Source organism: Archangium lansingense (genome assembly GCF_026626635.1).
Taxonomy (GTDB): domain Bacteria; phylum Myxococcota; class Myxococcia; order Myxococcales; family Myxococcaceae; genus Archangium; species Archangium lansingense.
Genome location: NZ_JAPNKA010000001.1, coordinates 6,881,406 through 6,894,096 on the forward strand (window position 1 = coordinate 6,881,406; position 12,691 = coordinate 6,894,096).

The following is a 12,691-nucleotide window of genomic DNA, read 5'->3' on the forward strand; positions in this document are numbered from 1 at the left end:
TCCCCTCCCCTCACGGCGCGCCGCAGGAGAGCCACTCACTGAGCTTGCGCCGCTCGTCGTCCGGGGGCCTGGGCTCACTGGGCGGCATCGACGTGTTCACATTGCCGTCGGTGACGCCGGCCTCCTCGTTGATCTCGTCCGCGTGGGCGCGGACGACATCCAGCATGTCCCAGTTGAGCCCTTCCGGAGCGCCGTTGCGCTGGGCGCCGCTGAGCGTCGAGCTGTGACAGCGAGTGCAGTAGCTCTGGAAGAACTGCGTTCCGAAGTTCTGCGCGGTGAGGGTGGTGCCACCTGGTGGGCAGGTGGTGCCCCCTCCTCCACCGCCCCCTCCATTGCCGTCTCCACCGCTACCGCCACACCCGCCGAGCGCGAGCAGGACGACACCACCGATAGCGGCGAGCAACGGGCGGAAACGTTCAGTCATGGCAAGAGCCCTCCGGGCAGCAGCCCGCGCGAGCGGGAAATGGGGAGGGCACGATAAGGACGACAGAGCAGAGGGATAGCGTCCGCAAGTGCCGATCCGAGTTACCTCGGCAACGTTCGCATCCCGCGGGCCCCGTTACTCGCCCGCGCTGTTGTCAGCTGTGCTCAGACCGCTGGGCGTCCGAGGGGAGCGCGGCCTCCTGGCGGAGCATGCGCACCTCGCGGAGGAGCTCCGAGGCGGCCTCCAGGAGTCTCTGGGGGGCCGGAGACGTGGCTTCGCCCGAGGGCTGCGGGCCTCGTTCATCGTCGGGGTCACCCAGGCCGGAGTCGCGTGACTGCCGGAGGTGGGCCAGGATGCCAGCGCGAAGCTCCGCCGCGTTGTCCACTCCACGCAGGTAGCCTACGTGCAGCCCGCCGTCATGCGAGTGCTCGCCTGCGTCCCCCTTCGCCTCTCCACCTCCCGCCGTCCACACTTCCAGATCGGCGATGCCCAGGAGCCGCTGGATGGGGCCCTGCCGGATGCCCACGTGCTGGACGTTGGCGAAGGTCATTGTCTGCTCCCGAGTCGAGAGCACGCCCTCGCGGATGCGCAGGCTGTGCTCCGAGACCAGGTACCAGCGCAGCTCGTAGTCCAGCCGCAGGATGGCGTAGCCGACGGGAAGCTGCAGGAGGAAGCCCACACAGGCGAGTGCCTCGATGTAGGGGGCGAGCTCGATGAGGAATGGGAGCCGGAGCCAGCGCGACCAGAAGGGCATCATCAGGTAGCCGACCACCAGACCCACCGCGCCGCCGAACTGGGCAAGCCCCCATTTCACCTGGCGATAGCGGTAGTACGCGGGGGCCGCGCGGAAGACGCGGACTGAATTGGATGCGTCTTCCGGAGGCTTCGGCTCCGGAGGAACCCGCGCCACCTGGAGCACCCAGTTTCGAATCGTATCAATCGGCACGGGAACCTCCCCGAGGGGGCCGCATGGACTCGCGCAGCGCACGCACCTCGCTTGCCACTTCGCGAAGGGTCGCGGTGAGTTCCTCGAGCGTCGCCGCCTCCGACGAGGCGACTCGGGGGGCCAGTTCGCGAGGTGGAGGCGTTCCGCGCAGGGGCCGGCTGCCGCGCATCCGGGCATAGAGGAAGTCCCGGAGCGGCTCGAAGAATTGAAGGCCCTCGATGGTCATCTCCGCCTTCGCGCTCCCGCTCGCGGTCTGGACCTGGATGCGAGCGAGCCCCAGCCACCGCTCCAGCACATTGCTGGTGAGGTGGATGTCCTGGATGCGGGCATAGGTGAGGCTCACCTCACGCCGGAAGAGGACGCCCCAGCGCATGGAGATGCCCTCCTCATCCACCTCGTACACGAGCGTGCGGAAGCGGAAGTAGGAGTACAGGAGCTTCACCCAGAACGCGGGGCCCAGAAGCAGGGACTCGAGTGCGGAATAGGTGAGGAGGTTGCGATGCGGACGCAGCGTGGCAGGGAGGTTGGGGATGGGGCCCCACACCGCTGGTGGTGAGACTTGGCCCGGCTGCTCGCGAGCGGGGTTCTCGTGGTTCATGAAGTCCTCCCTCCAGAGACACTCTACGTATCAGGCGAGCCAGGTATTGCGCAGCTTCGGTGCCGAGCCCTGTGTCCGACCAGCGGGTCCGTCCAAGGGTTGACAGGATTTTTGAGCGGTTTTCGTCAAGGGGGAACCGGTGGTGCACGGTGCCCGCCCGGACCCATTCCCTCTCACCACCCGACCCTCAATCCCAAGGACCCACCCTTTGTCCAAGAGCCTTGCTCTCTCGCTGTGTGCCCTGTTCGTGTCCGGTTGTGGCTCCGAGCAGTCTTCCACCACCTCCATCCAGACCCGGAGCGCGGCCCTGCAACAGTCCGCCGCGACCCACGGCTACGAAGTGGAGCTGTCCGCCGGAGAGGAGGTACTGATCGAACCCGGATCGGGCCATCAGGTCATCGGGTACCTCGATGGCTTCTACGCCCATCTCCAGCCCGGACTCGTTCGCGGCTCGGTCCAGATGGACGTGGACGCCGCCAGCGCTTCCGGTCCCTCCGACAGCGTGGATGATGGCCAGTTGGCGTTGCAGCTCCACGACGGGACGAACTGGATTGACCACTCCGTGCGTAACGTCCGCTTGACGGAGTCCTTCTACGGAGAGGTGCGCAACACCCTGCCCGAGAGCACACCGGTGCGTTTCGAGATCCGCGTGCGGCGCCGGGCCCACGAGACGCGGCGCGTCCACGTCTCCTTCGCGCGCCTGTTCGGCGCCCAGTGCTACCCGGACCTGTCTCAACCCTACGCCGGCTGTCTGTGATCGATCCAGCCGGTCTCGGTTGGGTGTGAACCTGTCTCCCCTGCCCTGGCGCCCCGGTTGGACAACTTTGATTCATTCCCCCTTCTTGAAACGCCTGGAAGAAGACCCACCGGGTGTTCTCGCGCTGGAGCAGTTGGAGCGTCTGGAACGTGGTGTCCCTGGGGAAGCGCTTCTTCAAGGTCTTCACCACGCTCGAGGGGCTCAGCACCGTCACTGCGAACTGGCTGTCCTTCTCGGGGTGGATGGCGACGAGCCGGCGCTCACCGCTGGAATCCACCACGGCCTCGAGCTTCAGCACGGGTGGCTTGGGAAGCAGCGCCTCCGCGTTTGTCCTGTCCGTGCAACCCCATCCCACAGGCACAAGCCGAGCACCCAGACGATCCGCTTCATGGGTCCGAGCATACCTGGCATGGGATGAGGTCGCTGGAGGGAGACCCAAGCGGGGTTGAATCACTTCTTTCCCAGCCAGTACACGGGGCGCCGAGAGCGGATTGCCGCCTCCAGGAACTCCGAGAAGGAACTGGCGATTGGCCTTCAGTACTCCGGGTTCGGCCACGCCTCAATGAAGTGACAGTCGCTCAATCCTCAGTCTCCCTGCTTCCAGGTGTCCGGTGGCTCCGAGGGAGGCTGGCGGCAGCGCGCCACGGGAGGCAGGCCGGGAAGGCCGGCAGGTGGCGTCTTCATGCCAGCCAGCTCCGCCAGGACCAGCAGTGCCAGGCCCTCCACGCAGACCTTGGCATCCGTGGCCCAGCGCTCCTGGGAAAGACTGCCGCGCTCGCGCAGCCCGGCGTACTTCCGAGCCCTGGCGGAGACCATGCTTCGTAGCGCGTCCTCGAAGCCCCGCTCATCGCGCGCCAGCAGTGCCCGGGCCACGTCAAGTCGCGGCTCCTCGGAGCCCTCGAGGACGGCCTCGAAGCGATCCAGGCTGGCCCGCGCCTCCGCCTCGGGCTGGCCCAGCAAGCAGTGCTCCATGAGGAAGCAGAAATAGAGGAAGTCCTCCTCGTATTCGAGGTTCGCCTGCCGCACCCGCGTCGCGAGCGTGGCGATCTCCCGGGCCCCCTGCACGTCACGAGCCGCCAGAGCGTCGAGGAAAGGCGCACTCCGGCTGAGTGCCACGGGAGGCGTGACACCTACCTGGAGCGCGAGCGCGAGGAAGGCCCTGCCGCTCCTGTACAGGCGGGACTGGAACGTCTCGGTGTCGCCCAGCAACAGGAGTGCGACCACGCCCAGCAGCCGCTGGTTGCCGCAGAACTCGAGCACCTCCCCCGGGCTCCCGCCGCCCTGGAGCAGTTGGGGCAGCTGCTGCTGGTTCCGGTAGCGGGCGTTGCTCCCGTAGACGGGAAGGAACTTGTTGCTCATGGCCGCCCTTTCGGCGCCCGCAGGACGAGGATTGCGCCCACCTCTCCATGCTCCGCGCTCGACAGCACCAGAGCCTCATCGCCCATGGCGTACCTCCGGGCGAAGGCGCGCGCCGCGATACAGACGCCCACCGCCCCGCTGGCCGCGCCCACATCGCCCAGTGAGACGCCAGGCAGCAGCAGCCGGACCCGCTCCAGCCGCTCTCGCAGGCGGACCTGCGCGTGTCCCCAGGCGAGCGCGCGCCACTGCTCCCCGTTGAGGTCACAGAGGAGGTCCCCCTCCAGTCCCTTCCCCGGGGGGATGCCGGCAAGAGCCTCTCCGGCGGCGCGTATCAGCGCCTCTCCCAGCTGCGGCTGTCCCTCCACGAAAGAGCCCGCCTCACGGCCCGTAGCCACCGCAGCCGCCACCGCGAGCACCGGGGCGCCCCGCTGCCGGGCGGACCCCATGGGCTCCACCAGCAGGCAAGCCCCCGCCTCGCCGGGCATCAACCCCACCGAGCGGTCCGGCGTCTTCAGCCGGTGCCGGGCCTGCAGCCACTCCAGGCTCGTCTCGTCGAGGTACGAGTCCACCGCGAGCACCACGACCCGCTCCACGTGCCGGGCTGCCAGCCCCTGCCGCGCGAGCTGGAGGGCGAAGGCCGTGCCGGCGTGGCCCGCGTGGACGAAGTGGACCCAGCGCGGCCGGGACGCCAGGCCCAGCGTGCGGACCAGGCGCTCCAGCCATGTGGCCATCATCAGCTCGGGGCCGGAGTCCCGCACCTCCAGGTAGCGGGCCGCATCCAGATGCGGCAGGACGCACACCCACCCGGTTTGGCTCCAGAAGCGCGTATCCGAGGGCGGGGGCAGCCGGGCCGTAGCGCACAGGTCCTCCACGCACGCGTGCGCCAGTTGGAGCCAGCGCCCCAGCGGCCCGAAGCCGTCGGTCAGCCCGGACACAGGGTGGCCCATCAGCGGCACCGGCTCCAGCAGGTCCTCGTCCGTCACATAGACATCCGGCAGGGGCTGCGGGCGCGTGATCCCCGCACGGATGGCCGCGCAGGAGGACGCGGCGTCCCAGCCCAGGCTCGACACCATTCCCAGTCCCGTCACCGCCAGGGAAAGCGCGCTCATCCGCGGGGCCTCAGGTGGCGGCGGAGAACGTGAGCGGCGTGAAGATGATGTTGGTGAAGCCCCTGGCCCTCAGCGCCTCCGCCAGAGGCTGCGACACGATGTAGGCCGCAGGCTTCTCCACCGGACGGAAGAGCGCCGGCAGCGCTTCGGCCTTCTTCGGGTCCAGCACGCACTGGGCCACGTGGATAACGCCGCCCTCCGGACCGATCTCCACTCCGCTGGCCACCGGCTCCAGGCAGTCGCGCGTGCCAATGGGGTTGATGAAGAGGTAGTCGCGGCTGTACAGCCGCTTGCGGTGGTCATAGAGGTCGAAGGGCAGGTACTCCACCTCTACCCCCTGACAGTGCTCGGCGATGACCTGCTTCACGTCCTTGTGGACGACGAGGTAGTTGTCCGCATTGCCCAGCAGCGATGACAGCTGGATGCCCGCGTGGTCCTCCCTCAGCGAGACCCGGGCCCGCTTCGGGTAGTGGGGGGTGGCTGGCTTGCCGCGACCCAGGGTGTAGCCGCGCATCTCCATCCCCTCGGGAGTCCCCCACGTCAGGGCCAGCTCCGGGTTCTTCATGTCGCCCAAGGTACTGAGTTGGAAGAATTGCATGGTCGGGTCTTCTCAAGAACTCACTGATTCCGCCGCCCGATCTCCTCGACGGAGACGATGCCGTGCTTTTTCCGAGCCTCGGCGACCTCCTCGTAGGTCGTGCGCGCTACGGTCTCCAGCGACTTCGCTAGGTTCTTGGTCTTGGGCGCGTTCTCATCCTGCTTGTCGTGCTCCTCCATGATCTGTTCCTGCACTTCCTGGATGGCCTCCTTCACCTTGCTCAGGATGTATATGTCATAGAGGTTGTGACTGCACTGCTTCGTCTCCCGGTGGATGGGCAGTTCGAGGACCTCACCCACGAGCTGGTCCATGGGCAGGATGAGCATGTTGTCCTTATGGTGGACGCAGTAGGGCGCGTCCAGCATCTTCTCCGCCACCCAGGCGGCGACAGCGGCGTTCTTCTTGAAGACCTCGAGCAGCCCAGTGCGCAGCGTAGCGTCCGGAATGACGTGGTGGGCCTCGTGGTAATAGGGGACGTTGCAGTCCCACTTGAAGTTGCGATTACCAGGGTCGACGTCCCAGTCCTCCTCCTTGCTGGGCTTGTTGACCTCGTGCAGGTACATGCCCTTGTTGTCGGGAGACACCGACACATGCTTCTCCCCCTTCGCCTTCAGCGCATTGACGGTCTTCGCACCGCCCCGGAAGAGAATCGACCAGCGCCCTGTCCCCACCTTACCGAGCCGGGTCCTGTCCAGCTTGTACTTGCCCTTGTTTTCCAGGGCCTTCTTGAACGCCTGCCAGCGGTGGAAGCAGGACTGTTCTTTGAAACCCGGCTCATGCTTCGCCAGGCACTTTCCTCCTTCCACATCGCCTACCGAAAGGTGGGGTATCTTCCTTCCCTCGAAGGCAATGTGCTTGGTGGTCGCCATGAGCGGAGGATATTGAACCGGCTCTCCCCGGGCAATCCACCGCCCAAGGCAGCCGCTCCCCAGATGCGGTAACATGAAACCACGGAGGCCCAGGCGATGCCCGTCAACACCGGTGTGAACAATGGGCCCGCGCAGTACTCTCCCGCGAGGCGGGTGGGGCATGTCCCTCCCCCATCGCTCAGGCCTCGAAGTCCGCTCATGAGCGCACTCCCTATCCCGAGCAACACCGCTTAACTAGGCGCGTCTGCCATGGCCGAGCACTCCGGACGACTACTGCGCTGGGACATCTACGAGGAGCACCTCAACGAGGCGGCCTTCCGCTGGAGCCAGTGGGAGGCGGCGCTCGACTTCACGTTGGAGGAGACGGCGGAGGTGGAGGAACAGGTAGCAGCCCATGTGGACGGCCTGGTTGTGGGCGGAGAGCCCGTGGCGCGCAAACTGCTGGAGCCCGCCTTGGCGGAGAAGCCCGAGCGCATTGTCGCCGCTGCCCTGGCGCTACTCGGCGCCGAGGAGCCCACCGGCCCCGCAGCGGTGCTCGCCGCGCTGCCCACGGCCGAGCCCCCCGCGCTCGCCGCACTCCGGCGTGCCCTCGAACTGGCTCCCTCCGCTGCTATTCCTGCGGACCTGCCATCGCTGCTGAAGCGTGAGGACGCCGTCCCCGGGCTGCTCGCCCTGGTGCTGGACACGCTGGGCGCACATGGGCTGGCCACCGCGCCGGTGTGCCTGCCCTTTGTCACGCACCCGGAGCCCCTGGTGGCTGCCGCCGCCCTGCGCGCCGCCAGCCGTGCGCGCCTCGCACTGGAAGTGGTCGGGTAGGCCAGGGAGGTCACCCTCCCCGGCCCCCCACAGAGCCGGACGTGCGGGACTACCTCAATTTGAACCGCCTCCCCTGCCCCGCCCCTGGGCTCAATTCACCCCGGCCGCGGAGCCGATGGGCTTGACCTCGGGAGCCGGAGACTCCGTCAGCTCCACCGCCAGCGCGTCGACGCCGTGGTAGCCCTTGCTGCTCACCTCGCCACCCCGGTAGAGCGCCCAGCCCTGGAGCTGGCCCGGCTGGAAGGCACGCGTCATATGCCAGAGCTGCGGGCCACTGTTCGCCAGGTACAGATAGAGAGTCCGCTTCGCGTTCCACGGATTGGGCAGCGCCACGGCGAGCCCGTCATCCGAGCGGCCATACGTCTTGCCCTGCCAGCGGAAGAACCGGCGGCCGATCTCCACCGGCAGCTTCTTCTCCGCCGCCAGCCGCGCCACCAGCCCGTTGTCCTCTGCGCCGCCGAGCACGAACAGATCCCTGCTCGCCAGCTCCTGATCCGTCACCTCGGCGTCCGGCTTGAGGGGCGCGAGCACGTCCATGAAGGCATCCGCGACGATATCGCGGAAGTTGAGCGTCAGCGTGCGATCCGCCTCCACCCCTCGGGCCGTGCCGTGGACGAAGAGCAGCTGGCTGAAGTCGTCCATCGCGTTGGACAGCACCTGGAAGTGCTCGCGCGGCACGGGGATGTCGTTGGTCGTGTTGAACACCACGCGCACCGGCTGCTCGGCCACGTGGAAGGTGAAGGTGTCATTCGCGCCCTTCACCTCCACCCGCTCCAGCGTCGAGCCCTTCGCGGTGAACAGCTCCACGGTGGTGACGAAGTGGTAGGGCTTGCCGCCCTGCTCCACCTTCAGCGTCACGTCGTAGCCGTCCTTGGCCTTCGTGCTGCTGGCGCGGATGCGAGGCTCGGGCAGGCCACCGCGCTCCACCCACTGCGAGACGAAGGGCGAGAGATCCTTCCCCGCGGCCTCCGAGGCCGTGCGCACGAAGTCCGCCGTGGTGATGTTCTTGTTGGCGTAGCGCGCGTGTACGGTGCTCATCACCTTGGAGAAGGCCTTGTTGCCCAGCAGCAGGCGCAGCTGGTGCAGCAGGAAGGTGCCCTTGAGCCGGGGAATGGCATAGGTGCCGTAGCGGCCGTACGAGGTGCGCGCGGACACGGGCACCACGTCCCCCTCTCGCGAGGAGAGGTAGAGGTAGCGGGTGTTGAGATCCGCCAGGGCATCGCGCTGCTGGTCGAAGGCCTTGTCCGCCGAGTCCGGCAGCTTGTTGAGCAGGTTCCAGTAGGCGGACGTGCCACTCACCAGCCAGTTCTCACCGTCGGTAGCGGGGAACATGGTGTTGGCCCACAGCAGCTTCTTGTCGAAGCCAAAGGCCTCCTTCACCTTGGACGTATCGCGCTTGGAGGCCGGAGCCTTCTCCTCCTTGTTGGCGAGCGACTTCGCGCGGGCCTCCTTCAGCTTGTCGGCCACGAAGATGGGGCTGAAGGTGGTGTAGCCGAGCGTCAGGTGCGGCGTGGCACCGGGCAGGTCCTGGATCCACCGGCCGCCCACCATCTTCTCGCGCAGGGTCGTCTTCCCGTAGTGGGCGATGAACACGAGCTTGCCGGCCATCTCGCCGGTGGTGAGCTTGGCGTCACAGGCGTGAGGCCGATTGATGGGGCTGGAGGCCATCATGCGAATGGCGTTCTCCAGGTCGATGCCGCCCTTGCCGTGCTGCTCGAAGTACTTCTGGAAGGCGATATCGCGGTTCCACGTGTTGAAGGCCAGGTCCACCGGGGCGTTCTGGGGATTGGGGAGGTACTCCTTGCGCACCTCCAGCTCCCGATTGTTGTTGTTGGCCCAGATGAAATCCTTGAGGTTGCCCGGGGTCTCGGCCGTCTTGCCCGCGCCACCGGTGCGCCACAGCTTCGTCTTCTTCGTGCCGAGCGTGAGGCAGGCGCCCTCGCCCGTCTTGGCGTCCGCCAGCGTCCAGTCGTTGCTGTAGAGGCCGTTGTTGCGATCCTTGAGGATGCGGGCCACGTCATCGATGGAGTTGGCGTACTGGGCCGCCTTGCGGATGCGGTTGCTCTGCGGCGTGCCGTCGGGATCGAAGGGCGTCTGGCCCACCGTCGTCTCACCGATGACGATGCCCGCGTCGTTGATGAACCAGTCCGCGCCGCTGTGGATGCCGCCCGGGAAGGTCTGCATGACGAAGCGGTGGCCCTTGGTGGGCTGCACGTCCGCGATCACGTCCCAGTGCACGCCCGTGTAGCCGTTCCACATGAAGATCTGCCCCATGATGAACTGGCCATCCTTCGTCGCGGACTTCGTGGCCACGAAGGACGAGCAGTGGTCACCCTCGCCTGCCCGGGCCGTCTCGTCCTCGGCCTTCATGAAGACGCGTCCGGACAGCGACGTGGCGCTCACGCGGTTGGCATCCTCGAGCTGTCCCAGGTCCACCACCGAGTTGAGGGCCGCCACGTCGAGCAGATCCAGCTCGCGGTCCTTGAACTTCACGCCGGCCTTGTTGACGCCGTCGGCAATGCCCTTCATCTCCTCGAGGTACTCAGGATCGTACTTGCGCAGGAAGAGCGAGTCGGTGAGCAGCCGCACCTGGCTCCAGCCATTCGCCGCGTCCTGGCGGTTCTTCTGGACGCCCACCTTCTCCATGTAGCGGACGATGTCGTCGGCCAGGAGCTCGCCGTACTGCTGGCCGCGCTCGTACGGCTCGCCCTCGATGTGGACGTACTTCCAGCCGCCGTCGTCATAGCGGAAGCCCTTGCCCGCCCAGCGCACGGACTCCATGGGGAGGTAGGCGGTGATGTCGTCCACCTCCTCCAGGCGCACGTCATCCACCCAGGCGGTGCCGCTGGCCTTGCCGTTGCGGCCCAGGTGCACCTGCACGCGGTCCGTTCCCTGGATGGCGAAGAAGAGCACCGAGACGCGGCCATCCTGGTCCGCGCCCAGGGTCGGCGAGCAGTTGGTGAAGGGGAAGCTCTTCATCGACAGGCAGGCCCCGAGCGCCGTCGGGTAGCGCGCCTGGGGATCCGCCTGCACGCCGCGGGTGCGCACCCATGCGCTGAGGCGGTAGAGGCGGCCCACCTGCAGCTTCACGGGCTCGGACTGGACGGTGGTCTCAGCACCGAGAGCCGGGTTCTCGATGACGAGCCCCCGCGCGCCCTCGGCCTTGCCCTCGGGACTGGAGGCCACCCTGCCCCCACCCGATACGCTCCAACCGGTGGGCTGCCCCGAGGCGGCCTGTGCCTCGAAGCCGGCGTTGGTCACGGACACCTGCGCGGCCCGCGAGGAGGGCGCGTGGAGCGCTCCCGCGGTGAGCAGCAGGGCGCCGATGAATCGCGAGATCATTCGGAGAGGGGTCATGTCCTTGCCGGTGGGAGATGAAAGGGGGTTGCGGGCCTGCCTACTTGTCCCGTCCCCCTGTGGGGCGTCAACCGCCGCCCGGGCGCCCCACCACGGGGTCCCGCGCTGACGCAGCCGGTCATCTCCGGCTCGAAGTGCCCGGATTGACTCGGAAATTCACGGAGGGAGAAGGCCACGAAAGGCGGAACGAACTCCCTGCCCCGCGTCAAATTCCCAGGAAATGCCTGCCTGGAGACCAGGCTGCATCGACGCTTTACTTTGGCCAGGAACAATTTCGGGTCATGCTCCGCCGCGAGTGCGTTCTACATCCTGGATCATCCTGTTGCTGTGCGCCGGCTGCACCGCGCACGTTGCGCCCACTGTCTCTCCGTCGAAGGTGACGGCAGCCGTACAGGAGGCCTCGTCGGCCCCTGCCCCGACCGCCGTCCAGCCCGCCGTAGCGCCGGCAGCTTCGCAGGGAGCCGAGTCCTCACAGGTGCCCGAGAGTCTCCCGGAAGCCGTGGCGCAGGTCGTCGAGCACAATGACGCGGCCGCGACGGCCGCCGCCGAGGCCCCTACCGACAGTGAAGAGGCCGCCGAGGACGAGGAGCTGGCGGACACCCCCGACACGGACGAGGGCGAAGCTCAGGAGGCGCCCGCGAGCGCCGAGGTTCCCAATGGCCCGCTCTACACCGCGGAGCTGTCGGACGAGCAGCTCACGGACCTGTGGAAGAAGGAGCCGACTACCCTGGGCTCCATCTCGGTGGGGTTCGTCGAGAGCGGCCGGATGGTGAACTCGGTCCGCGTGCCCCAGGCCCAGGACAATGAGTGGATCGTGGTCTCGCCCGAGCTGGCGTGGGCCACCCAGGAGACGGTGGACTACCTCTCCACGGCCATTCGCGAGGTCCGCGCCCAGTATCCGAAGGCACCCCCCATCCGGGTGAACCAGCTCAGCTCCCGCGAGGGCGGCTACCTGCGGCCGCACAAGAGCCACCAGAACGGCCGGGACGTGGACCTGGGCTTCTACTACCCCACCGCCGAGCCCGTCCGCGTGCGGGCGCGCGAGAACCACATCGATCTCGAGCTGAACTGGGCCCTGCTCAAGTCCCTGGCCATTCACACCGACGTGCAGATGATCCTCGTGGACAAGCGTGTCCAGAAGGTCCTGTACGACCACGCTCTGCGCAAGGGCGAGAGCAAGGAGTGGCTGGACTCGCTCTTCAACGCCGGAGCGAAGTCCCTGGTGAAGCACGCGCGCGGCCACCGCGATCACTTCCACGTGCGCTTCTTCAATCCGCGCGCCCAGGAGCTGGGCCGCCGCATCGCCCCGCTGCTCGCGCTGCAGCCCGACAAGAACATCCAGATGCACCGGGTGCGCTCGGGCGACACGGTGGGCGGCATCGCCCTGCGCTACAACTCCAGCATCCAGTCCATCAAGAAGGCCAACCGGATGCGCGGCTACTTCCTGCGCATCGGCCAGGTGCTCGCGGTGCCCCTGCGCGGCCCCTGCACCCGCTGCCCCGTTCCGCCGCCCCTCGTCGTCCCGGCGCGGCGGCTGCCCCCCATGCTCGAGCAGGCTCCGGCCGTGGCCTCGCAGGAGACGCCCTCCTCCCCGACGGAGCCGCAGCAGCCCTCCGTCGCCACGCAGGCGGAGAGCACGGGCGGAAGCGCGCCGGCGAGCACGGAGACCGGGACGCAGCCCCTGGCGCCCGAGACTCCGGCGCAGGAGCCCGCGGTTCAGGGCACTCCGGCCACCAGCCACACCTCGTCCTCGGTCATGCAGATCGGCCCAGCCGCCTCGCGGTAGCCCGTGGACGTCCCCTCTCCCTCTGGGAGAGGGTCAGGGTGAGGGTCTTCCCGCTCCTGGTCCGAGTAACCG

11 protein-coding genes are annotated in these 12,691 nt (G+C 67.7%); 3 read left to right on the forward strand and 8 right to left on the reverse strand.

Features of this window, described 5'->3' with window-relative positions; translation table 11 throughout:
• Positions 1-10: 10 nt before the first annotated feature.
• The 3 genes from OV287_RS27915 to OV287_RS27925 all read right to left on the reverse strand — a co-directional run bounded on the left by OV287_RS27915 (position 11) and on the right by OV287_RS27925 (position 1,968).
• Complete coding sequence (locus OV287_RS27915) at positions 11-424, reverse strand: hypothetical protein (RefSeq protein WP_267537097.1); 414 nt, start codon at positions 422-424, stop codon at positions 11-13.
• A gap of 154 nt (positions 425-578) precedes the next feature.
• Positions 579-1,370, reverse strand: coding sequence for a PH domain-containing protein (locus OV287_RS27920; protein ID WP_267537098.1), 792 nt, complete (start codon positions 1,368-1,370; stop codon positions 579-581).
• A complete protein-coding gene (locus OV287_RS27925) occupies positions 1,360-1,968 on the reverse strand; it encodes a PH domain-containing protein (protein ID WP_267537099.1) in 609 nt (202 codons plus the stop codon). Before OV287_RS27925 ends, OV287_RS27920 begins: the two co-directional genes overlap by 11 nt.
• Positions 1,969-2,176: 208 nt before the next feature.
• On the opposite strand from OV287_RS27925, the gene OV287_RS27930 reads away from it, so the two are divergent.
• Positions 2,177-2,725 (forward strand): hypothetical protein, encoded by a 549-nt coding sequence (locus tag OV287_RS27930; RefSeq protein ID WP_267537100.1) that lies wholly within the window; start codon positions 2,177-2,179, stop codon positions 2,723-2,725.
• Positions 2,726-3,310: 585 nt separating this feature from the next.
• On the opposite strand, the gene OV287_RS27940 is transcribed toward OV287_RS27930, so the two are convergent.
• Genes OV287_RS27940 through OV287_RS27955 form a run of 4 tightly spaced genes read right to left on the reverse strand, consistent with a single transcriptional unit; the run spans position 3,311 to position 6,660 of the window.
• Positions 3,311-4,084, reverse strand: coding sequence for an Imm49 family immunity protein (locus OV287_RS27940; RefSeq protein WP_267537101.1), 774 nt, complete (start codon positions 4,082-4,084; stop codon positions 3,311-3,313).
• Positions 4,081-5,193, reverse strand: coding sequence for a hypothetical protein (locus OV287_RS27945; protein ID WP_267537102.1), 1,113 nt, complete (start codon positions 5,191-5,193; stop codon positions 4,081-4,083). Before OV287_RS27945 ends, OV287_RS27940 begins: the two co-directional genes overlap by 4 nt.
• A gap of 10 nt (positions 5,194-5,203) precedes the next feature.
• Positions 5,204-5,791, reverse strand: coding sequence for a hypothetical protein (locus OV287_RS27950; RefSeq protein ID WP_267537103.1), 588 nt, complete (start codon positions 5,789-5,791; stop codon positions 5,204-5,206).
• 20 nt (positions 5,792-5,811) lie between these two features.
• Positions 5,812-6,660 (reverse strand): AHH domain-containing protein, encoded by an 849-nt coding sequence (locus OV287_RS27955; RefSeq protein WP_267537104.1) that lies wholly within the window; start codon positions 6,658-6,660, stop codon positions 5,812-5,814.
• Positions 6,661-6,909: 249 nt separating this feature from the next.
• Between OV287_RS27955 and OV287_RS27960 the strand changes: the two genes are divergently transcribed.
• On the forward strand, positions 6,910-7,476 hold the full coding sequence (locus OV287_RS27960; protein ID WP_267537105.1) for a hypothetical protein: 567 nt from the start codon (positions 6,910-6,912) through the stop codon (positions 7,474-7,476).
• 90 nt (positions 7,477-7,566) lie between these two features.
• Here OV287_RS27960 and OV287_RS27965 read toward each other — a convergent pair whose 3' ends face one another.
• Entirely contained in the window at positions 7,567-10,818 is a 3,252-nt protein-coding gene (locus tag OV287_RS27965; protein WP_267537106.1) for a C45 family autoproteolytic acyltransferase/hydrolase, read from the reverse strand.
• A gap of 490 nt (positions 10,819-11,308) precedes the next feature.
• On the opposite strand from OV287_RS27965, the gene OV287_RS27970 reads away from it, so the two are divergent.
• The gene (locus tag OV287_RS27970) at positions 11,309-12,619 is read left to right on the forward strand and encodes a penicillin-insensitive murein endopeptidase (RefSeq protein WP_267537107.1); all 1,311 of its coding nucleotides are present in this window, start codon (positions 11,309-11,311) and stop codon (positions 12,617-12,619) included.
• Positions 12,620-12,691: the final 72 nt, after the last annotated feature.